Annotated in this window: 15 protein-coding genes and 1 tRNA gene; 8 read left to right on the top strand and 8 right to left on the bottom strand. The window is 62.6% G+C overall.

The window, feature by feature from the left end; all coding sequences use genetic code 11:
* Window positions 1-233: 233 nt before the first annotated feature.
* Window positions 234-2324: a UvrD-helicase domain-containing protein gene (locus D1Y85_RS12925; protein WP_124151455.1), complete on the top strand. Its 2091-nt coding sequence runs from the start codon at window positions 234-236 to the stop codon at window positions 2322-2324.
* 113 nt (window positions 2325-2437) lie between these two features.
* Here D1Y85_RS12925 and D1Y85_RS12920 read toward each other — a convergent pair whose 3' ends face one another.
* The gene (locus D1Y85_RS12920) at window positions 2438-3346 is read right to left on the bottom strand and encodes a c-type cytochrome (RefSeq protein WP_124151454.1); all 909 of its coding nucleotides are present in this window, start codon (window positions 3344-3346) and stop codon (window positions 2438-2440) included.
* Window positions 3347-3696: 350 nt separating this feature from the next.
* Between D1Y85_RS12920 and D1Y85_RS12915 the strand changes: the two genes are divergently transcribed.
* The 3 genes from D1Y85_RS12915 to D1Y85_RS12905 all read left to right on the top strand — a co-directional run bounded on the left by D1Y85_RS12915 (window position 3697) and on the right by D1Y85_RS12905 (window position 8352).
* Window positions 3697-3772, top strand: a tRNA-Arg gene (locus D1Y85_RS12915).
* A gap of 740 nt (window positions 3773-4512) precedes the next feature.
* Window positions 4513-6096 carry an isocitrate lyase gene (locus tag D1Y85_RS12910; RefSeq protein WP_124151557.1) on the top strand — a complete coding sequence of 528 codons (1584 nt, stop codon included), beginning with the start codon at window positions 4513-4515 and terminating at the stop codon, window positions 6094-6096.
* 537 nt (window positions 6097-6633) lie between these two features.
* A complete protein-coding gene (locus D1Y85_RS12905; RefSeq protein ID WP_124151453.1) occupies window positions 6634-8352 on the top strand; it encodes a methyl-accepting chemotaxis protein in 1719 nt (572 codons plus the stop codon).
* Window positions 8353-8370: 18 nt separating this feature from the next.
* Here the strand turns inward: D1Y85_RS12905 and D1Y85_RS12900 are convergent, their stop codons facing one another.
* A complete protein-coding gene (locus D1Y85_RS12900) occupies window positions 8371-9906 on the bottom strand; it encodes a methyl-accepting chemotaxis protein (RefSeq protein ID WP_124151452.1) in 1536 nt (511 codons plus the stop codon).
* A 749-nt stretch (window positions 9907-10655) separates the two neighbouring features.
* Here D1Y85_RS12900 and D1Y85_RS12895 point away from each other — a divergent pair.
* Window positions 10656-12215, top strand: coding sequence for a methyl-accepting chemotaxis protein (locus tag D1Y85_RS12895; RefSeq protein ID WP_124151451.1), 1560 nt, complete (start codon window positions 10656-10658; stop codon window positions 12213-12215).
* Between the two features lie 135 nt (window positions 12216-12350).
* Here D1Y85_RS12895 and D1Y85_RS12890 read toward each other — a convergent pair whose 3' ends face one another.
* The gene (locus tag D1Y85_RS12890) at window positions 12351-13274 is read right to left on the bottom strand and encodes a ketopantoate reductase family protein (RefSeq protein WP_124151450.1); all 924 of its coding nucleotides are present in this window, start codon (window positions 13272-13274) and stop codon (window positions 12351-12353) included.
* 287 nt (window positions 13275-13561) lie between these two features.
* Between D1Y85_RS12890 and D1Y85_RS28085 the strand changes: the two genes are divergently transcribed.
* Together D1Y85_RS28085 and D1Y85_RS12880 are read left to right on the top strand one after the other, a co-directional pair.
* The gene (locus D1Y85_RS28085; RefSeq protein WP_425466929.1) at window positions 13562-13789 is read left to right on the top strand and encodes an adenylyl-sulfate kinase; all 228 of its coding nucleotides are present in this window, start codon (window positions 13562-13564) and stop codon (window positions 13787-13789) included.
* Window positions 13786-15684, top strand: a complete 1899-nt coding sequence (locus tag D1Y85_RS12880; protein ID WP_124151448.1) for a tetratricopeptide repeat protein — start codon at window positions 13786-13788, stop codon at window positions 15682-15684. The genes D1Y85_RS28085 and D1Y85_RS12880 overlap by 4 nt, the downstream gene beginning before the upstream one ends.
* Here the strand turns inward: D1Y85_RS12880 and D1Y85_RS12875 are convergent.
* Both D1Y85_RS12875 and vioA read right to left on the bottom strand, forming a co-directional pair.
* On the bottom strand, window positions 15675-16337 hold the full coding sequence (locus tag D1Y85_RS12875) for an acetyltransferase (protein WP_124151447.1): 663 nt from the start codon (window positions 16335-16337) through the stop codon (window positions 15675-15677). The genes D1Y85_RS12880 and D1Y85_RS12875 overlap by 10 nt on opposite strands.
* Before the next feature lie 22 nt (window positions 16338-16359).
* Window positions 16360-17514 carry a dTDP-4-amino-4,6-dideoxy-D-glucose aminotransferase VioA gene (gene vioA / locus D1Y85_RS12870; protein ID WP_124151446.1) on the bottom strand — a complete coding sequence of 385 codons (1155 nt, stop codon included), beginning with the start codon at window positions 17512-17514 and terminating at the stop codon, window positions 16360-16362.
* Between the two features lie 315 nt (window positions 17515-17829).
* On the opposite strand from vioA, the gene D1Y85_RS12865 reads away from it, so the two are divergent.
* On the top strand, window positions 17830-20061 hold the full coding sequence (locus D1Y85_RS12865; protein ID WP_124151445.1) for a glycosyltransferase family 4 protein: 2232 nt from the start codon (window positions 17830-17832) through the stop codon (window positions 20059-20061).
* A gap of 87 nt (window positions 20062-20148) precedes the next feature.
* Here D1Y85_RS12865 and D1Y85_RS12860 read toward each other — a convergent pair whose 3' ends face one another.
* From D1Y85_RS12860 to D1Y85_RS12850, 3 genes are all read right to left on the bottom strand, one after another.
* Window positions 20149-23010, bottom strand: coding sequence for an O-linked N-acetylglucosamine transferase family protein (locus D1Y85_RS12860; RefSeq protein WP_124151444.1), 2862 nt, complete (start codon window positions 23008-23010; stop codon window positions 20149-20151).
* Window positions 23007-25577: a tetratricopeptide repeat protein gene (locus D1Y85_RS12855; protein WP_124151443.1), complete on the bottom strand. Its 2571-nt coding sequence runs from the start codon at window positions 25575-25577 to the stop codon at window positions 23007-23009. Before D1Y85_RS12855 ends, D1Y85_RS12860 begins: the two co-directional genes overlap by 4 nt.
* 144 nt (window positions 25578-25721) lie before the next feature.
* Window positions 25722-26021, bottom strand: coding sequence for a flagellar protein FliT (locus D1Y85_RS12850; protein WP_124151442.1), 300 nt, complete (start codon window positions 26019-26021; stop codon window positions 25722-25724).
* Between the last annotated feature and the right edge of the window lie 3 nt (window positions 26022-26024).

The following is a 26024-nucleotide window of genomic DNA, read 5'->3' as shown; positions in this document are numbered from 1 at the left end:
TGCGTCTGGGTGATCCGGTTGTCGTGCAGTTGTCGTGTTAACATCCCACGTCCCGCGTGCCGGACTCGCCCCACGTGAAGTTGTGCGGAAGCCATCCGGGCACACCGCGCGCCTCGCACCGTGACAGTGCGCGTGCCGGTGTCCGCCGGTGTTCAAAGCGCGCCAGCCGCGCGCACGGTAGACCGTGCCGCACGCGTTCCAGCAGTTCCAACCGTTTTTCCAATCCAGCAACGATGTCCGCAGGCCTGAATCCCGCCCAAAGCGAAGCGGTGCGCTATCTCGACGGTCCCTGTCTCGTGCTCGCCGGCGCGGGCAGCGGCAAGACGCGCGTGATCACGCAGAAGATCGCGCACCTCATCGAAGCAAAAGGCTTCGAGCCACGCCATATCGCAGCCGTCACCTTCACCAACAAGGCCGCCGCCGAAATGCGCGAGCGCGTGAGCAAGCTGCTCGAAGGCAAGACGCTCACCACGCCTGGCAAGGAAGGCCGCAAGGTGCCGGTAAACCAGCTCACCGTTTGTACGTTCCACTCGCTCGGCGTGCAGATCCTGCGCCAGGAAGCCGAGCATCTGGGTCTCAAGCCCCAGTTCTCGATCATGGACTCCGACGACTGCTTCTCCCTGATCCAGGAGCAGGTGGGTTCGACCGACAAGGGCTTCATCCGCAAGATCCAGTCGATCATCTCGCTCTGGAAGAACGGTCTCGTGATGCCGGAAGAGGCGCTCGCCACGGCGTCGAACGAAGACGAGCACCAGGCGGCGATCGTCTATCGCAACTACGTCGCAACGCTGCATGCGTACCAGGCTGTCGATTTCGACGACCTGATCCGTCTGCCCACCGAACTCTTCGCGAAGAATGAACAGGTGCGCGATCGCTGGCAGAACAAGCTGCGGTATCTGCTGATCGACGAGTACCAGGACACCAACACCTGCCAGTACGAACTGGTCAAGCTGCTGGCGGGCCCGCGCGCAGCATTCACGGCCGTGGGCGACGACGACCAGGCCATCTACGGCTGGCGCGGCGCAACGCTCGAAAATCTCGCGCAACTCGGCAAGGATTTCCCGAAGCTGCACGTCATCAAGCTGGAACAGAACTACCGATCGACGGTGCGCATCCTCACGGCGGCGAACAACGTCATCGCGAACAATCCGAAGCTCTTCGAAAAGAAGCTGTGGTCCGAACACGGCATGGGCGACACGATCACCGTCACGCCCTGCAACGACGAAGAACACGAGGCCGAGTCGGTCGTGTTCCGGCTCTCCGCGCACAAGTTCGAGCGGCGTGCGCAGTTTCGCGATTACGCGATCCTGTATCGCGGCAACTTCCAGGCGCGCATCTTCGAGCAGGTTCTGAGGCGCGAGCGCATTCCGTATGTGCTCTCGGGCGGGCAGTCGTTCTTCGACAAAGCTGAGATCAAGGACATCTGCGCTTACCTGCGCCTGATCGCGAACCACGACGACGATCCCGCGTTCATCCGCGCGATTACCACGCCGCGACGCGGCGTCGGCAACACGACGCTCGAAGCGCTCGGCGCGTTCGCGGGCCAGGCGAAGGTGTCGCTGTTCGAGGCGGTGTACATGGGCGGCATCGAGGCGCGGCTCTCGGCGCGCCAGGTCGAGCCGATGCGCGTGTTCTGCGACTTCATGCAACGCCTCGCCGAGCGCGCGGAGAAGGACGCGGCGACGACCGTGCTCGACGACCTCATGGACGCGATCCACTACGAGGCGTATCTCTACGACGCCTTCGACGAGCGCCAGGCGCAGTCGAAATGGCAGAACGTGCTCGAATTCCTCGAATGGCTCAAGCGCAAGGGCACGAAGCCGGAGCAGGAAATCGGCGAAGACGCGGAGGCAACCGGCTACGACAACGCCGACGGCCTCGCGGATACCGGCAAGAACCTGCTCGGCCTGATCCAGACCGTGGCGCTGATGTCGATGCTCGAAGGCAAGGAAGACGACCCGGACGCCGTGCGGCTATCGACGGTGCACGCATCGAAGGGGCTGGAGTATCCGCACGTGTTTCTGGTGGGCGTGGAGGAGGGGATCATGCCCCACCGCGGCGGCGCCGACGACGAACCGATCGACGACGCGCGGATCGAGGAAGAGCGTCGGCTGATGTACGTCGCGATCACGCGCGCGCAGCGTAGCCTGCATCTGAACTGGTGCAAGAAGCGCAAGCGGGCGAGAGAAACGGTGGTGTGCGAGGCGTCGCGGTTCATCCCGGAGATGGCGCTCGATGACGCGCCGCCACCCACCGCCGAAGAAGCGCCGATGTCGCCTAAGGACCGGCTTGCCAGCCTGAAGGCACTGCTGCAAAAGGGCTGAGGTGTCCTCTGCCTCTGCACGGCGGCGGTGACGTCGAAAGCTAAAAGGGCTGCATCGCGAGATGCAGCCCTTTCTTGTTTGTTGCAGAAGGCGCTGGCGACGTGAGCGTGCGCTTACTTCACCGAGCTCACCATGTAATCGACGGCGGCCTTCACATCGGCGTCGGAGGCGGTGGAGCCGCCCTTCGGTGGCATCTGGCCCTTGCCGTGCAGCGCGTAGTTGTAGACGGTGTCCATGGGGTCTTTCAGGCGCGGCGCCCAGTCGTTCTTGTTGCCGAACTTGGGCGCGCCCAGAATACCCGCGGCGTGACACGCCTGGCAGACCTGCTGATAAAGCGCCTTACCGGCCTGCGAGGCATCCGCGCTTTGCCCGGCGGCACCTCCGGCCGGAGCGGACGCCGCTTGCGGAATACTCGCGATCGCCGCCATGGCCGCGGTGGTCTGGGCGTTCGTCTCGGCACCCGCAGCAGCCGGTGCGCTCGCCGCTGCCGCCCCGGACGCGCTCTGTGCTGCGCTGGCGGCAGGCTTCGGCGGATCCTGGAAGTTCGCGCCGCCGCGGTTCGCCATGTAAGCAACCGCGAGGCCGATTTCGTAATCGCTGTAGTCGTCGGGACTGGTGCCGCCGCGCGGCGGCATGGCGCCCTTGCCGGCGAGTGCGGTGTGCCAGAGCGTGTCGAATCCCTGCGCGATGCGCGGCGCCCAGTCGCCCGAGTTGCCGAACTTCGGCGCACCCGCCGTGCCGCTCGCGTGACACGCCGAGCAGACGGCCTGAAAGACCTGCTCGCCGGTCTTGTAGACGCGCGGCGCGTTGGCGTCGTGCACGGACACCTGCGCGATGGGCGCGATGCGGTGGGCGACTTCGTCGGGGGCGAGTTCGTCGGTGCCGGCGCCTGTGCGCGTCGTGTTGTCGACGTAGTAGGCGAGCAGGATGATGATGACGATCGGGACCGCAAATCCGGCGACAACGGCGGCGATCAACTGGCCGGGCGTTTTGATCGGGTTTCCGTGGGGCGCTTCGCTCATGCTTGTCTCCGTCTTCCTTTGGTATTGTCGTGAGCGGGTACTGCAGGACGGCTGAGGCCTTGCGATGGCTCAAATATCGCAAAGATTATAGACGCAAGGTTTTGAGACGAGTGTAAGTGCGCGGGCGCGTTCAGCGGGCGTTTACCCCGAGCGGCGGGATGTGTGCGAACCGGGTTTGGTGTGGCGCCGTTTTGTGCGGCGTGTTTCCTTCGCTGCCCCGCTCAGGCTCGCGGGCGGCCCGGACAGCCCGCGCGGTGGACGGGTCAGGCGAAACCGGGTATCCTCTCGGTCTCACTCCGGCGCTGCTATCCCCGTGTTCTTCGGCCTGATGGCGGCGCTTTTGCACAAATGCGCCCGTAGCTCAATGGATAGAGTACTGCCCTCCGAAGGCAGGGGTTGCTGGTTCGATCCCAGCCGGGCGCGCCAGAATTAGACGTGATCCTGGGTTCGTAGAACCCCACCCAATGAAGGCCCTACGGCGAAAGCCCCGGGGCCTTTTGTCTTTTCTGTGCCGCCGGAAACTCCGCTTCATGCGCCATTTGGCGGAAAAGTTGCGGAGGCGGGAATAGCCCAGACGCAACAACAAACACTCAAGTCTGGAAAGCCTGGAGCAGAAATGGCCGCGATCTGGAAACCGGTCAGCTACCGGCGAGCGTGAATTCCCCGCGTCGGCTATCTCGCCACGCCCCGGCAGTTCCTGCAGCGTCCGGATGTCGTGTCGCAATTCCCTTGGATGCATCGCCAATGAATGGCAAAAGCCGTGCGACGCACCCGCTGGTCACCCTGGCAGCTTGCGCGGCGCATGTGATCGCGCGTCGGAACGTCGGTTCGTGGAAACAGATGTCTACGCAATCATCTCCCCAGCTTTCGTTGCTCAAACCTTCCTCAATTGCCCTGCCTCCGACTACGAAAACGCATTTCGCATTGCGGGATTCCTTTTGGATTTCCTCGCGCCATGCTTTCGTCCTCTGAAAACGTGTTTTGCATTGCAAAAATTGTCGCGTATCTCATTGAAAAACAAGAAGAAATTAAGTCTTATGTCTTATATAAGACTTCGTCTCGACTTATTGAGACGAGGCTACAATTTAGTCATGCAGTTTGCTTCGGCACACGTAGCGGCAGACTCAACGATTTCTTCAAACACGATTTATTCTCGAGAGGTTCACATGACCCAATATCAAGACGACATCAAGGCAGTTGCCGGTTTGAAAGAGAAACAAGGCAGCTCGTGGAATGCCATCAATCCCGAGTACGCCGCTCGTATGCGTGCCCAGAACAAGTTCAAGACGGGCCTGGACATCGCCCGCTACACCGCGAAGATCATGCGCGCCGACATGGCCGCCTACGATGCCGACCCGTCGAAATACACCCAGTCGCTGGGTTGCTGGCACGGCTTCATCGGCCAGCAGAAGATGATCTCCATCAAGAAGCACTTCAACAGCACCGACCGCCGCTACCTTTATCTGTCCGGCTGGATGGTCGCCGCGCTGCGCTCCGAGTTCGGCCCGCTGCCGGACCAGTCGATGCACGAAAAGACCTCGGTCAGCGCGCTGATCCGTGAGCTGTACACCTTCTTGCGCCAGGCCGACGCCCGTGAACTGGGCGGCCTGTTCCGCGAACTGGACGCCGCAAAGGACGCTGCTGCCAAGGCCGCCATCCAGCACAAGATCGACAACCACGTCACCCACGTCGTGCCTATCATCGCCGACATCGACGCGGGTTTCGGCAACGCCGAAGCAACCTACCTGCTGGCCAAGCAGTTCATCGAAGCGGGCGCATGCTGCATCCAGATCGAAAACCAGGTGTCCGACGAGAAGCAGTGCGGCCACCAGGACGGCAAGGTCACCGTGCCGCACGAGGACTTCCTGGCCAAGATCCGCGCGATCCGCTACGCGTTCCTGGAACTGGGCGTGGACGACGGCATCATCGTGTCCCGTACCGACTCGCTGGGCGCCGGCCTGACCAAGCAGATCGCCGTGACCAACACGCCGGGCGACCTGGGCGACCAATACAATTCGTTCCTCGATTGCGACGAAATCTCCGCCGATGCACTGGGCAATGGTGACGTCGTCATCAAGCGCGAGGGCAAGCTGCTGCGTCCGAAGCGCCTGCCTAGCAACCTGTTCCAGTTCCGCGCCGGCACGGGCGAAGCGCGTTGCGTCCTGGATTGCATCACGTCGCTGCAAAACGGCGCTGACCTGCTGTGGATCGAAACCGAAAAGCCGCACATCGGCCAGATCGGCGCCATGGTCAACGAGATTCGCAAGGTCATCCCGAACGCCAAGCTGGTGTACAACAACAGCCCGTCGTTCAACTGGACCCTGAACTTCCGTCAGCAGGCGTATGACGCGATGAAGGCCGCAGGCAAGGATGTGTCGGCCTACGAACGCGGCCAGCTGATGAGCGCGGAATACGACCAGTCGGAACTGGCAATCGCCGCCGACGAAAAGATCCGCACGTTCCAGGCCGACGCGGCGCGCGAAGCAGGCATCTTCCACCACCTGATCACGCTGCCGACGTACCACACCGCTGCACTGTCGACCGACAACCTCGCGAAGGAATACTTCGGTGACCAGGGCATGCTGGGTTATGTGGCTGGCGTGCAGCGTAAGGAAATCCGCCAGGGCATCGCCTGCGTCAAGCACCAGAACATGTCGGGCTCGGACATCGGCGACGATCACAAGGAGTATTTCAGCGGCGAAGCAGCGCTGAAAGCGGCGGGTAAAGACAACACGATGAACCAGTTCTGATAACCGCTGGTCCTCATTCGGCGTACGAGGAAGTTGATTTCCTGGTGTGCTGGCTGAGGACGGTTGCTGGTTCGATCCCGGACGGGCGGACCAGATTGAGGTACGACATGGGTTCCTTCCTGGAGCCCTCGTCAAGCAAGGCCCTACGACGAAACGTCGAGGGCCTTTTTTCTTTTCTGTGCCCTCGGATCTCCCGCTTTATGTGCCATTTAGCGCGCTAGTGGCGCAGTCGCGAATCGCCCGGACGCTAATAAGCACGTTCGCCACTTCGCTCGTAATCACTCCTTTCGCCCCCCTTTCTTTGACATCGGATCAACGGAGCGCGGAAATGCCTAAAGGATTCTTTCGGAAAGCCGAAGGACATCCACGGTTAAAGCGAATACGCCCGCGATCGGGCCAAGGATCATGCGCCTTTGCAGAGTCATGACCCGACTGTCGTGTCGACGTGGGTGGTAAAACCGCCCGGGCGCTACGTTCCTGTCGAGTTAGCCTGGCCCGGCGCTTGCCTCTCAGACCAATTTTCTCGAAGGGGTCCCGGTGAACCAGTTATTTTCAACGGTCAAATCCAAGATCATCCTGGTGCTCGTCACTAGCACGGTGATTACGTTGATCGTCGGTGGCTTCGGCCTGAACGGTGTCCTCGCCATGAGCCGTTCGCTACACGACACCTACGCGAGCATCGTCATTCCCACGGGTCATTTGAGCGCGACGCAGTCCGATACGCTCAATTCGCGACTCACGCTATGGCGGATGGTTGCTCAGAAGGACAAGGCGCTTATTCCGAAGACCCGCGACTTTCTCGCACAGACCGACGCTGACTGGAAAAGCTACTACCCGAGCGGCGTAACGACCAGCGACGAGCGCGCGATCGCAGGCAAGATCGACGGTCTGATCACGCAGTACCGCGCGGCGGTGGAAAAGGAACTGGCACTCATCGAGCAGGGCGATTTCGATGGCGCTCTGGCCTGGCAGGTGGCCAACGTTCTTCCGCTAGGCGATGGCGTTTCCGCGCTGCTCAAACAGGACGTGCAGATCAAGGCCGATCAGGCGCGAGACAGCGACGTCGAAGGTGCAACAAAGTCGGCGCGGCTGACGTGGGCTTCCATCGCACTGCTGATTGGTGGAGCCCTGTTGTCGATCGGCGCGGCGCTCTATCTGATCCGCGCGATTACGCGGCCGTTGAGCAAGACGGTGAGCATCGCCAGTGACATCGCGCACGGCCGGCTCGACGGCCAGATCGCGGTGGATGTGACGGGCGAATTCGGGCAACTGCTCGAAGCCATGAAGTCCATGAGCCAGCAGCTGGCTGCCACCATTCGCGGCATTCGCGATGGCAGCGAATCGGTCACGGTCGCCTCGGTGCAGATTGCAGCAGGCAACCAGGACCTTTCCGCGCGCACCGAAGAGCAGGCGGCGTCGCTCGAGCAGACGGCCGCGAGCATGACGGAGTTGAGCGAAACCGTGAAGCAGAACGCCGACAACGCTCGCCAGGCCAATTCGCTCGCCACCAACGCGCGCGAGATGACTGACGTGGGTAACGCGGCAGTGGGCGCGATGGCCGCGACGATGCAGGAGATCAGCGCGGACTCCGCCAGGATCGCGGATATCACCGGCATGATCGAAGGCATCGCTTTCCAGACCAACATCCTGGCCCTGAACGCGGCCGTCGAGGCTGCGCGTGCCGGTGAACATGGGCGTGGTTTTGCAGTGGTCGCGGGTGAGGTGCGCGCGCTTGCGCAACGCGCGTCGGGGGCGGCCAAGGAGATCAAGGAGCTGATCGACGCGTCGTCCGGCAAGGTGCGGCACGGCGCCCGGCAGGCCGGCGACATCGGCGAGAGCATGGGCAAGGTGATCCTCGCGATTGGCCGCGTGTCCGATATCGTCGGCGAGATTTCGGCGGCCTCCGACGAGCAGAGCAAGGGCATCGAACAGGTGCATCAGGCGATCACGCAGATCGACGAGGTGACCCAGCAGAATGCTGCACTGGTCGAAGAGGCCGCGGCGGCCGCTGCGTCGCTGCAGGACCAGGCGACGAAGATGAAGGCCGACATGACGTTCTTCCGGCTCGGAGATGAGTCGTCGTCACCGCAGCGGTTTGCTCCGTCGCAACCGGCACCGAGCCGCACGGTTGTGCCGGAGACGAGAGTGGCCGCTCAACCGTCCAAACCCACCCCGCCCGCGAAGGTAGCCGTTCCCCCGGCTAGTCTCGTGGCCGCCGCTTTCGCCACCGATGATGACGAGTGGGAGGTCTTCTGAGCGGCCTCGCAGTCCGACTCAAGCCACCTTGAATACCGACACCTGCTGCACCAGATTTCCGGCATGGCTGTGCAACGAACTGGCCGCTGCGGCGGCCTCTTCGACCAGCGCCGCGTTCTGTTGAGTGACCTCGTCCATTTGCGTGACCGCCTGGTTCACCTGCTCGATGCCTTGATGTTGCTCGTGCGATGCCGCAGCAATTTCGCCCATCAGATCCGTAACGTGCCTCACCGCTTGCACGACCTCGCCGATCGTGCGGCCAGCCTCGTCGACCTGATTCGATCCAATCTTCACCCGATCCACCGACTCGACAATCAGGTCCTTGATCTCTTTGGCCGCGACGCCTGCGCGCTGAGCCAGACTGCGCACCTCCCCGGCCACCACCGCGAAACCGCGGCCTTGTTCGCCGGCACGCGCAGCCTCGACGGCCGCGTTCAGGGCCAGGATGTTGGTCTGGAAAGCGATGCCTTCGATCGTGCTGGTGATCTCCGCGACCTTGGTGGAGCTTTCCGCAATTTCGCGCATCGTGTGCACCACGCGTCCCACTGCTTCGCCGCTGCGGGCGGCCACATCGGATGCATTCGCGGCAAGCTGGTTGCCCTGCCTTGCGCTCTCGGCGTTCTGGCGGACCGTGGCTGCCAGTTGTTCCATGCTCGATGCGGTCTCCCCGAGCGACGCCGCCTGCTGTTCGGTACGTGAGCTCAGATCGGTGTTGCCCGCCGCGATCTGGCTGGACGCCGTCGCGATCATGTCCGATCCCTCGCGCACGTCACTGACGATTTTCAGCAAGTTGTCGTTCATCGTCTTGAGGGTGCCCAGCAACTGGCCTGTCTCGTCTTTGCTGCTGGCTTCGATGCGCTGCGTCAGGTCGCCCTTGGCAACCGTAGCCGCAATTCGCACGGCATCCGAGATCGGGCGGGTGATGCTGCGTGAGATGAACCAGCCGAAACCGACACCGAGGATCAGCGCCGCTGTGCCGAGGCTTCCCAATGTGAGGTAGCAGTTCCGGTAGATAGCGGCGATTGCCGTCGCGGCTGTTTGCGTCTGCGATACCTGGAACTGCATGATGTCATCGAGCGTCGCCCGGTAGCTGACGAAGATCGGCAGCAGGTCCTTGTTGAGCGACTCGACTGCGTCGGCGTGCCGGCCGGTGGCCTCCATATCCAGAATCTTGCTGAGGCGCTGATCGTAGTCCGCGCTCTGCTGGACAAGCTTCTCGCGAACCGCGGGGCGCGCCAGCGTCTTCGCGAGTGCCGTGACTTCATCCAGCACTTCCCGGCGGGCCGTACTGATCTTTTCCTTCGTCTCCTTCTTGAATTCCGGATCGTCGTTCAACAACAGATTCCGGACCCGGATCGCAACCATATCCACATCCTCTGTGGTTGCGTTGGCATTGCGCATGCGTGGAAAGTTGACCTCGGCGACGGCTTCGGCCTGAGTGTTCAGGCGTCCAAGCATCGTAATGCCGGTGCCGACCATCAAGGTCGAGAGCAGTAGCACGACTGCAAACCCGGCTCCAAGCCTGGTCCCTATTTTCATGTCTGAGAGATGCATCTTTTTATGTGCAATTCGTTATGGGTGATAAACCGCTTGGGTCACGCGGACGTAACGGTCGCGAAACGTCCCTGAAACCGCTTGATGGTTTACCCTCATTAACGAACGCAAACGATTCGACTTTATGGCGTACTCCGCAATAATTACTATCGTATTCCGCGAATATTGACTTCGATCATATTCTCCGCGTGAAGAATTAAAGTTTCTGGAAGGATGCGTTTGGGTGTCGATCCAATGCACCCCCGAAGGTCTCGGCACGGCGCTCGTATGAAGCCCTGAGTCTGCGGAAAGGATGAAGCCCGGAATGCGTGCGTTTGGCGAACTGGCGCGAGCGTCGAAGGACGCCGCCGAGTTCGATGCCGCGTTTGGCGATTGGAGGCGTGAGGCGCGCTTGCAGCGAAGCGCGTGACGGCGTGTGCCGCGAATAGCCGGGCTTCGCCAGGCGTCGGCGCACAACGCCGAAGCAGAAGGCCGCCCGCGCCGAGGCCGGCGTGCTCGAACTGGCCCGGCCGCGTACGAGCCCGATCCTGCCTTGCGATGTGCTTTCACAGGGTTTTACTCTAGATATTTTCTCTGTGCCCAACCGATAACCCAGAGAAGGCCGTTGCGCCTTGGCGTGACACACCTGTTCGCCGATGCACGGCTGGTTTCGCTCACGCATGGCCGTCGCGGCCCACGCGTGCAAGCTGCCTGAACGGGCGTCCTCGCGAGAGGGGGGCCGGGCATGTCGGTCACGTCCAGGAACACGCATGAACAGACTGAGCTTCACCCAAAAACTGTGGTTGCCGCTGGTGATCAGCCTGATCGCTCTGCTGCTGGTATCGGTATCGGCGGCCTGGCTCACGCGCGCGACGCGCATCGAGGAGCGCAAGCACGATCTCGTCAACATCGCCCACGTCGGCCTCGCGATCGTGAACGAGTACGCGGCGCTCGCGCAAAGCGGCGCATTGACCGACGACCAGGCGCGCAAGGAAGCGCTGGCGCGGCTGCGCGGCATACGCTACGGCGAAGACGGCTATTTTCTGGTCATCGATTCGAAGCCGCGCATGATCATGCATCCGATCAAGCCCGCACTTGAGGGCAAGGACCTCGCCAGCTCGGCCGATGCCGATGGCCGGCATCACTACGTGACATTCGCGTCCGTCGCGCAGGCGCCGGATGGCGGATTCGTCGATTACGTGTTTCCGCATTCGAACGCAGGATCGGCGAAGGCGGTGGGCAAGATCGGCTATGTGGTCCGCTATCCCGCGTGGGACTGGATCATCGCAACCGGTGCCTACGTCGACGATATCGACGCGGCGTTCTTCGACTCGCTCTACCTGGTGGGCGGCGTATTCGTGGCGCTGGCGCTTGCGTTGGGCGCGCTCGTGACGTTCATCAACCGGAGCATCCAGCGCACGATCGGCGGGGACCCGCGTTACGCGGCGCAGGTCGCCGACGCCATCGCATCGGGCAATCTTGCCGTCGCGATCGACGTGCACCACAACGATTCGTCGAGCCTCGTTCACGTAATCCAGCGCATGCGCGATGCGCTGACGGGCACCATTCGCCAGATCAAGGATGCCGCCGACAACGTGGCGAACGGGGCGCAAGAGATCGCGCACGGCAATCTGGATCTCTCGGCGCGCACAGAAAATCAGGCGGCTTCGCTGGAAGAGACGGCGGCGAGCATGGAGGAGATGACGTCGATGGTGCGTCAGACCGCCGAGAATGCAAGGAGCGCGACGGAACTGGCAGTGAGCGCGACCGAGGTGGTCGAGCGTGGCGGCAAGACGGCGGCGGAGGCGGTTTCCACGATGCGCGAGATTTCAGCCGAGTCGCACAAGATGGTGGAGATCATCGCCGTCATTGAAGGGATCGCGTTCCAGACCAACATTCTCGCGCTCAACGCCGCTGTGGAAGCCGCGCGCGCCGGCGACGAGGGTCGCGGTTTCGCGGTGGTAGCGGGTGAAGTACGATCGCTGGCTCAACGCAGCGGCAGCGCCGCGAAGGAAATTCGCGAACTGATCAGCCGGGCGGTGGAACGTGTCGGCAGCGGTGCCGGGCTCGTCGAGCGTACGGGTGGCTCGTTCGACGAGGCGCGCAAAGAGATCGCGCGCGTCGCGCAGATCGTTCAGGAGATCGCTGCTGCGGCGGCGGAGCAAAGCTCGGGAATCGAACAGGTCAATCACGCCGTAACGCAGATGGATTCGATTACGCAGCAGAACGCCGCGCTCGTCGAAGAAGCATCGGCGGCGGCCCAGTCGCTCACCGAGCAGGCGAAGCGCCTGCAGTCGGTGATGGGCACGTTTCGGGTTGGCGCTGTGTGATGACGCGGCGACGGTCTCTCGCCGCGCTTCGGCGCGTTGGATCGCCGCGTTCTTCATGTGCCCGCCATTAGCCGGGCAATCTTCTTCCGGGCACGCGCTTCAGGGCGCCCAAACGCGTGGGTCCTTGCGACTGCCTTATCGGTCCCGTCGGTCATCCGCGTCTATCGCGCGAATGATCGTGAGTAGCGTGCGATTGACCGGCGTCGGCACGTCATACCGCTCGCCCAGATCGACGACCGTGCCCGCGAAGATGTCGACCTCCGTTTCGCGGTTGCCCTCGACGTCTTGAAGCATCGATGTCTTTCCGGCCGGGTCGAGTGAATCGATGATGGCAAGGAAGCGGTCGATGTCGCTTTGGTCGAGCCCGACCCCGGCGTGCTGCGAGATCTCGACGACTTCCTGCGCGGCCGAAACCATCAGTTCGCGCGCGTACCGGTTGGTCTGGAATGTGCCATACGGCGCTCGCAGCACCGCCGATGCCTGATTGATCCCGACGTTGAGCATGAATTTCGCCCAATGTGCGCCCAGCATGTCGGCGGGCACGTTCGACGGAATATGCGCCTTGTCGAACAACGTCTCGATGGATTTCACGCGTGCCGAAACGACCGCGTTGTTTTCCTCGCCGAAGACGATCCGGCCGATATCGCGCCAGGTGACCGCATTGCCGCTGCGCACGGCATCCATGTACACGTTGGCGTAGATGACGCGCTCGCGGCCGAATTCGCGCGCTATGACCTCCTCGCTCGCAATGCCGTTCATGAGCGAGATGATGGAGGTCCGTTTGCCCACGAAGCCGCGCATGTCGGCGAGCGCCCGTTCCAGGTGTCGCCATTTCACGGCGACGAAGATGACGTCGGCTGGCTCGCCGGGGAGGTCCGGCCGGACGAACTCGAAATCGTAGGGCTTGCCGTTCACAGTCGGCGGCGTCGCCCGGAACTGTGCGATGCGAGCATCGTCGGCGATGACGCGGACGAGGGAAGGATCCGCATCGTGAATCCTTGCCGCATATTTCAGACCGATGGCCCCGAGGCCGATGAAGTGGACGCGTTTGATTTCCATGGGCCGTTACTTTACCCGTTATCGCTTGCGGGGCATCAGGGGCCCAATCACTACCGGCGTGGCGGAAAAGCTGTTCAGGCGGCCGGGCCGCACGGCTTGCCAGCGACGCTGATTTCGCCGTCGCGCGCCTGATCGTTGCGGCCGGTGCGAATGCCGCGCGATGGGGCGTGCACTTCATCGTCGTGCCGACAGGCGATTAGCGGCCAGAATCTGTCGCAGTTTGCGGATTTGAACGGTGCGAGCCGGCGTCATCATGGCGCGAACTCTGGATCGGCCGATTCATTCTGGTGGATCGCTTTACGCACGCCACGGATGGGAGCACGCCACTCGATGCGTGCGAGGCGCACGATCCGAAGGGACTTTACACGCAGGCACGCAGGGGTGAGATACCGAACATGACCGGAGTTAACAGTCCGTATGAGGCGCCGCTGGCGCTGGTGTCGAGAATGGGCGACGGGGTGCCGGTCGACGAGCAGGTGGCGCGCGTGCTGCGGTTGCCGGGAGAGCGAAAGTGACGGACCTGTCACCTGTGGACGCGGAGAGGCTCTATCGGCAGGTTCGCGACCAACACCCCGACGTCCCCGAAGCCCACAACAATCACGGCGTGATGCTGCTACGCACGGGCCGTTTGCAGGAGGCAGAGGACGCGTTTCGTCAGGCGCTCGCGCTGCGCTCCGACTATCTCGATGCCTGCTACAACCTCGCGCTCGTGTTGCAGGCCGCCGATCGTCCAGGGGACGCCGAAGCAGCATATCGCCGTGCGTTGACGATTCAACCCGGGCATGCCGAGTCGCATCACAATCTCGGCAACGTGCTGAAGACACTCGGGCGTTTGCAGGAGGCGGAGGTGGCGTATCGGCGGGCGATCGAGATTCGTCCGCAATATCCGCTTGCGCTGAATAATCTCGCGAGCGTATTGAAGCTGCGCGAGCGTTATATCGAGGCCGAACTCGCGTGTCGCTGCGCGCTCGAATTGCAGCCGCGTTACGCGGATGCGTACATCACGCACGGCACGATTCTGGAGAAACTGGGGCGTTTGCCCGAAGCCGAAACGGCCTATCGCCAGGCAATCGCCATTCGTCCGGATTTCGTCGAAGGCCATTACAACCTCGGGAACGTATTGCAGACGCTGGGAAGTCTCGATATGGCCGAGGCGAGCTATCGCGAGGCGCTCGCACTTCGCCCGGATAGTATCGAAGTCCTGAATAATCTAGGCGGTCTGCTACAGGCTCTCGGGTTGCCGGAACAGGCGGCGGCGCTCTATCGTCAGGCGCTGGCGCTGCGCCCCGGACTAAGCGTTGCACACTACAACCTCGGGACGGTGCTCAAGAGTCTGGATTGCTTCGCCGAAGCCGAATCCGAGTATCGTGCCGCGCTTGCGATTGATCCGGATTATTCCGATGCGCGTTTTGGGCTGGCGACGTTATTGCTGAGTTTTGGGCAGTATGAAGAAGCGTGGGCGGAATACGAGGCGCGTTACGAACCGGAGCGTTTCGTTCATCGCAAGTCCGAGGTGGTGCTGCAGCCCTGTCCACGTTGGCGCGGAGAGTCGCTGCAGGGCCGCTCGCTGCTGGTGTGGCAGGAGGACGGGCTCGGCGATATGGTGCAGTTCGGCCGCTATCTGACGCGCTTGAAGTCGCTCGGGGTTTCTCGTTTGACGGTGGCGTGTTTGCCGCCGATGCATCGGTTGTTGCGTTCGGTCGAGGGCGTGGATGCGGTCGTCGATCACGCAGATGCCCAGGCGCGTGCGGGAGAATTCGCTTGCTGGACCAGCCTGATGAGCGTGCCGCTGCGTTTGGGGATGGTCGATCATGGGCAAGACGAGGCGCTTTCGCCGGCGGTGTATTTGACGCCCGATCCCGTCCTGGTCGAGCGGTGGCGTGCGCGTCTCGATGTGCTGCCGCCGGGGTTGCGCGTGGGTCTCGTGTGGAAGGGCAATCCGAAGCATCACAACGATGCGCATCGGTCGTTGCCGTCGCTCGCCGTGCTTGAGCCTTTGTGGCAGGTGCCCGGGGTTCAGTTCGTCAGTCTGCAAAAAGGCGAGGGCGAGGATGAAGCCGCAACGCCGCCCGAGGGGCAGCCGCTGCTGCATCTGGGGTCTGAGGTCGTCGATCTGGCCGATAGTGCTGCGATCGTCGCGCAGCTCGATCTGGTGATTTGTGTGGATACTGCGATTGCCCATATCGCGGGATCGGTCGGCACGCCGTGCTGGGTGCTGCTGCCCCCGCAGGATATCGACTGGAGGTGGATGCATGGGCGCGAGGATTCGCCGTGGTATCCGGGGGTGAGGTTGTTCAGGCGGTCGCCTGAAGTCGACTGGAATGCTTTAGTCGAACGAGTGCGCCGCGAGGCGGAGACTTTTATGGTCGTTGATAAACGGGCAGCGCTGAACGCTGTGTCTCACAGATAACGCTCGGCCGGATCCCGGCTGCGCACTATACGGGCAGGATTGCCGTAAGCGACCGAACCGGCGTCGATATCGCCGAGCACCACGGAGCCCGCGCCGATCACGCAATGATTGCCGACCGTGATCCGGTGAATGAGCGTGGCGCCGATCCCTACGGCGGAGCCTTCGCCGATCACGCAGTTGCCGCCCGTCACGACGCCCGGTGCAAGACTCGAAAACGCTTCCATAACCGAATCGTGATCGAGCGACGCTCGGGTATTGACGATGCATCCCGGCCCGATCCGGCAGCCTGGATTGATGACGGCGCCCGCCATGACGACGGTTCCGGCGTCGATGCATGCGAATTTGCCGATCACCGCGGACGGATGGATGGCGCTGACAAACGGAAGATCCGGGACTGATGCGCTGACTCTGGCCGAGACGACTGAGCGCGAGTGGTTGTCGCCTATCGCGACGATCACACCTCTCAGGTCGAAGTCTTTCACGAGTTGCGGCAGTTCGTTTTCCGTGCCGATGACGGAATAGCCGAACGTGCTTTCTCCAACGGGTCGGAAAGAATCGATCAGCCCGGCGATCGCGTACTGTCCTCCGCGTTCGACGATGTCGATGACGACCCGCGCGTGGCCTGAAGAGCCGATGATGGCGATCTTGTCCACGGGCTGTTTCCGGTCCGATGCCTTATGCGCGCGCTGCGCGGATGATTTCGATGACGCGACCCTGGTCTTCGTCGCGCAGCTCTGGATAGATCGGCAGGCAGAGCACCTTGAGCGCAACCTCCGACGCTACGGGCAAATTACTACGCTGTGCGGAAGCCAGCCCTCGATACATCGGGAAATCGGAAATCAGCGGATAGAAATAGCGGCGCGCATAAATCTCGTGATCACGCAGCTTGTGATAGAGGGCATCGCGGCTCAGCCCATACTCTTCGTCCACGAGGATCGGAAAGTAGGAGTAGTTCGACTCGGTATCGGGGCTGCTTTCGGCGCAGCGCACGCCCGGCACGTCAGCAAGCAATCGGCGATAGGTCGCTCCAATCTCGCGCCGGCGTTCAATCGCGCGATCGATATGCTGCATTTGCAGCATGCCGAATGCCGCGTTGATTTCGCTCATCTTGCCGTTGATGCCTGAGGCGACGACCGTCACCTCGTCGACGAATCCGAAATTTTTCAGATGGTCGATATGCTGTTTCGTTTTTGCGTCCGGGCAAATGATGGCGCCGCCTTCGAAGGTATTGAAAACCTTCGTGGCGTGAAAGCTCAATGCCGAGAGGTCACCGTGACGCAGGACGCTTTCCCCGTTCTTGCGCACGCCGAATGCGTGCGCGGCGTCGTAGATGACCTTCAGGTTGTAGTTGTCGGCAATCTTCCGGATCGCTTCCACGTCGCACGGCTGACCGTAGCAATGAACGGGCATGATGGCCGTCGTCTGCGGCGTGATTGCCTCTTCAATGCGTGCAGGGTCGAGATTGAACGTGCGCGGGTCGATGTCGACGAATACCGGCTTGACGCCGTTCCACAGGAGCGAATGCGCGGTCGCCACAAACGAATACGGTGTCGTAATGACTTCGCCCGTGATGCGCAGCGCCTGTAGTGCCGTGATCAGCGCAAGTGTGCCGTTGCTGAAGAGCGAGAGGTAAGGCACGCCCAGGTATTCGCACAGCGTTTGTTCGAGCTGCTGGTGGAACGGACCGCCGTTGGTCAGGATCTTGCTCTGCCAGATCTGCTCGAGATATGGCATGAACTGCTCAAGCGGCGGTAGATGCGGCTGGGTAACGAATATCCGCTCCTGCCGCAGCAGCGTAGAGACAGTGTCGGTGGGCAGGCTGGCGGTCATGGTGGCGTCGAGGTTTCGTAGTGTCGCGCCACGTTTGCGGCGTCCCCCACGCCTGGCGGCGTCACGTGTCGTCGGCGCAGCAAGGCGATGTTGACAAATTATGCTGCGCGAGAAGCCTCGGCAATGGAGCGAAAAAAGGCCCAAACGTGCGCGTGTTTGCGCGAATGACGCGGTCCTCGCCCGCGCAAACTGCCTGCTCGGAGAATTCGGGCGAATGTATTCCGGCCATCCAGCCGTGAACGCTCCCCGAATCGCAAAACCGCAAAACGCCCGGGCCGGCCACGAATCAGCCCGGAAATCGCAGGGTTCCGCTCAATGAACAGCATCAATATTCCCGTCAGCACTCAAGTCTCGCGCAGGGGCAAGGGACACCCCTACTACATTTACGCACCGCCGTACCGGGAGACGTCTGCGGGGATCGTGGTGCTGCACACCCTTTGCCATCTGCTCAATCGAGAGGGCTACGAGGCCTACATCGCCGGAACGGATGTGGTCAACCCGAAATTCGACACGCCGGTCGCCAGACCGGATGTGCTCGTTGCGCACAAGCTGCAGGGGCGAACGCCTATCGCCGTCTACCCGGAGGTCGTGTCAGGCAATCCGCTCAATGCGGAAGTTTGCGTGCGCTACATCCTGAACCGCATCGGACGTATATCGGGGAAGCCGCTCAACGAGGGCAAGGACGACCTGTTCTTCTATTATTCGGAAAATTTCCTCGGGGACGCGAAGAAGGCAGAGGTCGATTTTCTTTTTCTGCCGATCCTCGATACCGAATTGTTCAAACCCGATCCGTCGCGCAAAAAAGACCGGTCCTTTGTTTTCCAATACCGGTTTCCGCTCGACAAGATCGACTTCTCGCTGTTTCCGGCGGGCACGGAGCTGATGTCGATGGCGAATCCCGTGTCCCTTCCCGAGCTGGCGACGAAGCTGCAAGCCGGGCGGGTGTTGTACTCCTATGAGGTCACGGCCGTCTGCGCCCAGGCGATGGCGTGCGGCTGCCCGGTTATTTACATGCACGACGGTGGTCTGAAGGACCTGCCGGAGCAGTTCATGTTCGGCATCAACGGTGCCGCGATGGTGAGCGAGAAAAACGGTCTTGCGCGCGCGGCGGCCACGGTGGGATCCGTCTATCCGGCGTCCGTTGCGCTGTCCAACATATTCTGGGCGCAACTTCCCGTGTTTCTGGAAAAGTCGCAGAACGCCGCGCGGAAAGCACAATCCGCTGCTCGAGGATCACAGGGATCGCAGCCGATAGAGCCGAAGCGGCGCATTGCCGCCGTGTCGGCGGAACCGGATACGCATCGGTGGCCGGCCGTGCGGATCGCGAAGCCGTTCGGCCAGCTCGAGAACTACTGGGACATCTGTTGGCCCGTTCAGGACAGCACCAATGTGTCCAACATGGATGTGCTGCTGATTCAGAGCAGTCTGCCGATGTTTGCATCGCAGGAACAACTCGACTCCCTGTTCGCGACGGGCAAGCCCGTCGTCTACGAAACCAGTGAGCCGTGTCACGACCTGCCGGTCGATCACCCGCTCCATTTCCTCAGCAAGGGCACGGCAGCGAAGGTCGAGTCTGTGATGCGCCGCGCGACGGCACTGCTCGTCACGACCCCTGCACTGGCTGAGCGTCTGCGCCCCTGGAATGCCAACATTCACGTGGTGCCGACCCATGTCGACCTGGATCTCTTCTATTCCCCGGTGCGCGAGCAGGGCGGCACGGTGCGAATCGGCGTGATGGGCTCGGCCGCTAAACCACGTAACTTTGCATTGGTCGAGCCGGCGTTGAACGCAATCCGTGCGCGCTTTGCCGACAACGTGCAGTTCGTTTTCGTCGGCACCCTGCCGCCGGCGGACTGGATGACCAGGGCTGACGTCACGGTGACGGGCATCGCTCAATCGTACGAGGAGCACGCGGCCGCGTTCCGGCAACTCGAACTCGACATCGGCCTCATGCCGCTCGCCGGGTCGGAAGCTGACGACGGCGCAACGCGGCTGGAATGGCTGGAATATTCGGCAGCGGGTGTCGCGACGATCGGCAGCGATCACGCTGCGTATAACGAATTGGTGACGCACGGGGGGAACGGACTGCGCATTCCGTCGAATTCGACGGACGCATGGATCGATGCCATTGCGCGACTGATCGAAGATCCGGCGTATCGTCGCGGCCTCGCGCGTACCGCGCAACTGGCTGTGGTCAAGCATGCATCGCTGCAATCGCAGATCGCTCGATATCACGAGTTTTTCGTGCGTTGTGCCGGCGGTAATCCCGGTTCGATGCCGGAGGTGGCGCGGATTCCGGCCGTGCTGATTCTCGATGCCGAAGGCGATTCCCAGCGGGTCCAGCAAAGCCTGACCCGACATGCCCAGGGCCCGTGCAGCGATCATATGGTCGTCGTGCTGACCACGCAGGAAGGCGCGTTGCCCGAGTGGTCCGACGACCTGCGGTATGTGCAGGCGACAGCCAGCGAGTATCCGGGCGCACTCGAGCAACTGTGCGCGCACACCGACTTCGACTGGAAGGTCATTACCGAGGCGGGTGTCGCGTAGTCCTGTGAGCGTAATCGCTCGCGCCGTACTCAAGACGCCTCAGTCGTTGACTGAGGCGTTGGTGCTGCAATCTGTAACCGGGACGGTTTAAGCGATGGCGTCGCTATATTCCCCGTATTTTTGCAGATAGAGCACGGCCGTTTCTGCCCAGCCGGTCCCCAACTGACCGGCGCTTTCGTGGACCGCGCTGATGGGCCAGGTTCCCATGCGCAGGCCGCGACGCTCCGCCTGGCGGCAGAAGTCGAGATCGTAGAAGTGAAAGTTGAATTGCTCGTCGAAGCGCAGTCCGGTTTTCGCGAGCGTTTCGCTATCGACGATCAACATCAAACCGTCCAGTAGCTTGCATTCCTGTCCGGATGGTCCGTAGTAAGTCAGGCCTTTTGGCGGAAACCCCTTGCTGTGCCCGACCATGCCGGTCAGATTCTGCGCGTCATCCGGCTGGTTCGGCCCGGTCATGCTCCACACCACTTGACCTTTAACTCGTCGACGGTTGCCGGCCAATCCCGCGATGTCGTAGTGCGCGAGAGCCTCTGCGATACGATCGGTCCAGAACAGGTCGGTCAGCCAGACATCGTCGTGGACGAAGACGAGAATCGCCGGATCTTGCCGTGCTTCTTCAATGGCGACGTTGTAGATCGTCGAAAGGCCTAGTGTGTTCTGATCGAACAGTCGCACTTGAACCTGTCCGGGCTGCCGCTGCAGATTCATCTCGACGGAACGGCCGAGCGCGCTATGTTCGAAAAAGTGCTCTCGTGTGCCGCGAGTTCCACACACAAGGCGAATGGGCTTTTCGGAGAGCGCGCGCGGATGTTGCACCGATCCGGCTTGCTTCGTGTCGAACGATACCGCGGGCAATCCCGCGCACCAGCGGTGCCACATCGTCCGCAGCGCCGCGCTGACATTTTGCGCGAGCGCAGCGGGCTGGAACATCGGCGAGGCCGCGCAGCGTTCGCGCATGCGTGCGCGCAGTTCGGCGAGCGCAGGGAGATCGGCCGCGAGTGTTGCGCCGCGCTGCGCGAAGTCTTCTGCGCTGCTGGACACAAAGCGTTCGAGTCCGGCATGGCTCATCACGGTCGCACCGCTGCGGCCGGGCAGCGTCCGGCCCGTCAGCGTCAACGTGGGGACGCCCATCCAGAGCGATTGCAGCGCGGTTGTCAGGCCGCCGAACGGAAACGTATCGAGTGCGATGTCGACTTCATGGTGCAGTTGCAGATACGCGGCGACCGACGTGCGCGGATGGAAGTCGAGCCGTTCGCGCGCAATACCTTCCTCGGCGAACCAGTTGCTGAGTTGCGCTTCGACGCCGCCGTCCGCGGGCATCGCGGCGATTTTCAGTCGCGCGTCAGGTACGGCACGCAGCAATTGCGCCCAGAGCGCAATGACGTTGCGTTGCAGTTTGTTGATGCGGTTGAAGCTGCCAAACGTCACGTACCCGTTGCGCAGCGCCGGAAGCGTATTCAATGGCGGCGCTTCCTGCTCGGGAAGGAACGGCGCCACGGCGGGCAAATAGACGATCTTCTCGGTGAACTGGGTTTCGAACTGTCCGGACGGCGCCCAGAACCGATCGGCGAAAAAGTAATCGATCGCAGTGAGACCTGTCGTGCCGGGGTAGCCGATCCAGCTTGCCTGCACCGGGGCGGGCTTCAGCGCCAGCGCCGGTAGCCGGTTATAGCCGGTGTGGCCGGACAGGTCGATCAGGATATCGATTTCATCGGCCTTAACGAGGCTTGTGAAGGCCGCGTTGTCCAGCTCGCTCACATCGCGCCAAACGGCAAAGTGAGTGCGCAGTCGCTCCGATACCGCGTCCGGCGCTACGGTGTTCGAGTACGCATAGAGGCGCAGGCCAGCGTCGCGCGCGAGGTGCGTCAGAATGGGTTCGAGGAAATTGGCGACGGCATGCCGGCGCAGATCCGCGGAAACGAAGCCGATTCGCAGTACGCGGTCCAGCTCGCGCGTATTCGTGTGATGCGGCCAGGCAGCCTTGAAAGGCGCTTCAAACATTTCCGCGAATCCGCGATGCGCGGCGAGCAGCGCATCGGGCTCGACGTTTTCGCTATGCGTGAGGCAGAACAGCAGGTTGCTCCATGTGGCGGCGCCATGCGGTTCGCAGTCAAGCGAGCGTAGAAACTGCTGAGCGGCGTCCTCGATGCGCCCGAGGCGCAGATAGAGCGAGCCGAGCGAATTCCACGCAAGTGCCGACTGGGGTGTGAGCTGCGCCGCCTGCAGCAGGAATGGCTCCGCTTCACCGACGCGATCGGTGGCCATCAGAATGACACCGAGCAGTCGTGTGCCTTCCGCGTGAGCCGGATCGATCTCGATGAGCCTGCGACAGACGCGTTCCGCGTCTGCGTGGTTTCCTATGGCTTCAAGTCGCGCGGCGTAGACCTGAAGGATGTCGCGGTCGTCGGGAATCAGTTCGTGAGCGCGTTGCAGACAGGTGTCGGACGCCTGATGCTGGTTCAGCCGGTACAGCGTCAGCGCGAGCATTTTCCAGCCCAGCGGGTGCTCGGGAAACTGCTCGACCAACGCGCGCGCCGCAGCGAGGGCTTCTTCGAGGCGGCCGGTGTCGAAGAGCGCGATGGCCGCTTCGCCTTGCTCCCGCGTGGGGAGTGCGGTGGGGCGTTGTGCATCGACGGTCGATGCAGGCTGGACTGCCTGCTCGTATGCGGCGCGGACAGCGGACCAGTGCGGCTGGAGGTCGGTATCGGCGGGCAGGAGCGTCATGCATCGGCACATCGGTTCATAGGCGCCGGGCAGGTCGCCGTCGACGAGGCGCAGGAACGCCAGCGCCTTCCAGCCGTAGCCCGCATCGGGCAGGAGTTGCGTCATCTGGCGAGCGAGTGCCTCGGCCTGCCTGAAGTCTTCGACGGCGATCAGGCGCTCGATGGTCGCTTCAAATTGGCGGGCCAGTGCTTCGAATTCGACGTTCGACTGAATGGCTGTGGTCATTTCGTGTCCTGCGCCGTCACTTCGAAGGTTTCCGCCGGCAACCCGGCGCACCAACGTTGCCACATCGTGCGCAGTGCGCGGCTGACGCTTTGCGCGACCACGTCCGGCTGGAACATCGGTGAGGCGAGGCAGCGCTCGCGCATGGTGGCGCGCAGTTCGGCCAGCATCGGGATCTCGTTCGCCAGCGCGACGCCGCGTTGCACGAAATCTTGCGGATCGGAGGCCACGAACTGCTCCAGCCCGGCGTGCCCCATTGCCGTCGCGCCGCTGCGTCCCGGTACCGTCTCGCCGGCGAGGGTCAGCGTCGGCACACCCATCCACAACGATTGAAGTGCCGTGGTCAGGCCGCCAAACGGGATCGAATCGAGGCAGACGTCAACGGCGTAATGCTGTTGCAGGAACACGGGGATGGAACCGCGTGAACGGAAGTCGAATCGCTCGCGTGCGATACCTTCTTCGTCGAACCACGCCAGCAGCTTGTTCGCACCGGTTTCATCGCTCGGCATCGCGCCGATCTGCATGCGGGCGGTGGGCAGCGCGCGGAGCAATTGCGCCCACATGGCGATGGTGTGGCGCCGCAGCTTTTCGAGCCGGTTGAAGCTGCCGAACGTCATATAGCCGTTGGACAACGCGGGCAGTGCATTGATCGGCGGTGCGAGTTCGGCTGGCTTGAACGGTGCGACAGCGGGCAGGTAGGCGATCTTTTCCGTGAAACGTGCGCGGAACGCGTCGTTCGGGACCCAGAAGCGGTCGCCGATGAAATAGTCGACGGCGCTCAATCCCGTAGTGCCAGGATAGCCGATCCAGCACGCCTGCAGCGGCGCGGCCTTGCGGGCGAGGACGAGGAGCCGGTTCTCGGCGGTGTGTCCGCCCAGATCGATCAGAATGTCGATGCCGTCGGCTCGAATCTGTTTGACCACCTCCTCGTCGGGCATCAGGGTAACGCTGCGCCAGTGTGCGAAATGCGCTCGCAGTCTTTCGGTGGTCGCATCGCTGCCGTAGGTGTTGGAGTACGCGTAAAGCTCAAGACCAGGGTCGCTCGCCAGGCCCGGCAGCACCGGCAGCAGGAAACTCGCGACCGCGTGGCCGCGCAGATCGGCCGAGATGATGCCGATGCGCAGCCTGCGCCCTGGTTCGCGTGTGTTGGTGTGCTTTGGCCATTTCGCGCGGAATTTCGGTTCGAAATGCTCGCCGAAGCGTCGATGTTCGGCGAACAGCTGATCGGCGCTGACGGCTTCGTTGTGCGCGAGCGTAAACAGCAGATTGCTCCAGCCGTGGGGCAGATCGGGCGTATGCCGAAGTGCGCATCGGAACTGCTCGACAGCGTCCTCAAGACGCCCCTGCCGGATGTGGAGGGAGCCTTGCGCGATCGCGACCGTCGTCGGATCGACGGCGAGTTTCCTTGCCTGAACGAAGCTTTGTTCGGCTTCGTCGAGGCGGCCGAGCGACGCCAGAATCAGGCCCATCAGCCGGGGGCCTTCCGGGTGCTTCGGGTGACATGCCACCAGTTTCTGGCACACAGCCAGCGCGGCCTGATGCTGGTTGGCCGCTTCCAGCGTGGCCGTGTAGGCGTGGAGGACATCCGAGTCCTCGGGATTCAACGCATACGCCTGGCTCAGTATCTCCCGTGCAGCGTCGAGCTGTCCCAGCGAATACAACGCGAGGCCAAGGACCTTCGTTCCCATCGCGTGACCGGGGAACTGCTCAAGGAATGCACGTGCATTTTTCTCGGCCACATCGAATTGCCGCTTGTTGTACGGCGTGGCGATTGCTTCGAGCTGTTTGAGCGTCGGATTTTTCTGCTCGCCTTTGGCGCGTTCCGGTTCGAGTTGGGGTTGTTGCGGCTGCTGTGTCGAGTCGTCTTGCGTGGCGTGCTGGATGGTATAGCCACCCTTCGACGTCAGGTTGCTCATCAGGTTGATCAACTGGTCCACCACCGGCCCCTGCAAGCCGTGGCGCTGCCCGAGTTCGAGCACGACCCAGGCCGCTTTCAGCCGGTTGGCGTGGATCAGCGCATCGACATAGTTGGCCCAGTACTGGCCATTGTTCGGATTGATCCCAATCGCCGTTTCGAGCCGCGGCAACGCTTCGAGCGGGCGGCGTAGCGCGAGCAGGGCCAGTGCGATCCCGTGATTTGCATCCGGGTAATGCGGGTACACAGTCAGTACGGTCTCGAACTGCCGGACCGCTTCTTCATGCTGCCCGGCGCGGCTGGCAAGACCTCCGGCGTGCATCGCCTCGGCGGCGGCCAGGTGCGTCGTCAGCTGGGCGTCCGGTGGCAGCAGCGACGCCGCACGGCGCAGGAGATCGCGCGAGCCCGGCAGATCGCCGCGGCGCAAGCGGTCGTACGCGAGCGTTTTCCAGCCATAGCCCTCGTCCGGCAGAAACTGCGTCATCTGGCGGGCGATGGCGCAAGCGTCGTCGTGCTGCTCGATCGCCGTGAGTTTGTCGATCGTGGCGACGAAGTCGTGCACGAGCGCGGCGCGCTGATCGGCCGACAGGGTGGCTGCAAGGGAAGCGGCTTCGGCGTTACCCGAATCGGTGAGAGCGGTCGGCGTGGCGGTCATGGCGGGGCAGGCTAAGAAGCATGGCTGCCCAGTGTAGCCGCGGGCTCTGCGCGGCAATTCACCAAGGAGGGGCTACATTGTCCGGCAATTCGGACAGGGGAGGGCGCGGTCCCGGCGTGCGGCCGGGGGGCGGAGAAGGCCGGCTTAGAACCCGGCTCCGCGCTGATAGGCGGCAACGCCCGAAGTCTTGCTCATCGCGGCACGATACTCGGCGGAAAGCTCCGAGCAAGCCGTCTCAGCGCGCTGGTTGACGGCGACCGTAACGTTCCGGATCCGCTCGATGGCGGCGAGGGCTTCGGGAGATTTCGGCCTGCCGAGGGACATGAGAAGCGGGTTGCGCTCGCGCGTGAGGCGCGCGGCGCTTTGCCAGTCGTCCATTTGGGCGGCGTGCTCCATCTGAAGCGTCAGATCGAGCACCCGCCGGAGCAGATCGGGCTTGTTCATGCG

Origin of the sequence: Paraburkholderia dinghuensis, from assembly GCF_003837865.1 — a bacterium.
Classification (GTDB): Bacteria; Pseudomonadota; Gammaproteobacteria; order Burkholderiales; family Burkholderiaceae; genus Paraburkholderia; species Paraburkholderia dinghuensis.
This window is presented reverse-complemented; position numbering and strand designations above follow the sequence as displayed.

Excerpts from the sequence above, each read along its gene's own strand:
- D1Y85_RS12925 (WP_124151455.1), top strand. The coding sequence starts at position 234 with ATGTCCGCAGGCCTGAATCCCGCCCAAAGCGAAGCGGTGCGCTATCTC.
- D1Y85_RS12920 (WP_124151454.1), bottom strand. The coding sequence starts at position 3,346 with ATGAGCGAAGCGCCCCACGGAAACCCGATCAAAACGCCCGGCCAGTTG.
- D1Y85_RS12910 (WP_124151557.1), top strand. The coding sequence starts at position 4,513 with ATGACCCAATATCAAGACGACATCAAGGCAGTTGCCGGTTTGAAAGAG.
- D1Y85_RS12900 (WP_124151452.1), bottom strand. The coding sequence starts at position 9,906 with ATGCATCTCTCAGACATGAAAATAGGGACCAGGCTTGGAGCCGGGTTT.
- D1Y85_RS12895 (WP_124151451.1), top strand. The coding sequence starts at position 10,656 with ATGAACAGACTGAGCTTCACCCAAAAACTGTGGTTGCCGCTGGTGATC.
- D1Y85_RS12890 (WP_124151450.1), bottom strand. The coding sequence starts at position 13,274 with ATGGAAATCAAACGCGTCCACTTCATCGGCCTCGGGGCCATCGGTCTG.
- vioA (WP_124151446.1), bottom strand. The coding sequence starts at position 17,514 with ATGACCGCCAGCCTGCCCACCGACACTGTCTCTACGCTGCTGCGGCAG.
- D1Y85_RS12865 (WP_124151445.1), top strand. The coding sequence starts at position 17,830 with ATGAACAGCATCAATATTCCCGTCAGCACTCAAGTCTCGCGCAGGGGC.
- D1Y85_RS12860 (WP_124151444.1), bottom strand. The coding sequence starts at position 23,010 with ATGACCACAGCCATTCAGTCGAACGTCGAATTCGAAGCACTGGCCCGC.
- D1Y85_RS12855 (WP_124151443.1), bottom strand. The coding sequence starts at position 25,577 with ATGACCGCCACGCCGACCGCTCTCACCGATTCGGGTAACGCCGAAGCC.
- D1Y85_RS12850 (WP_124151442.1), bottom strand. The coding sequence starts at position 26,021 with ATGAACAAGCCCGATCTGCTCCGGCGGGTGCTCGATCTGACGCTTCAG.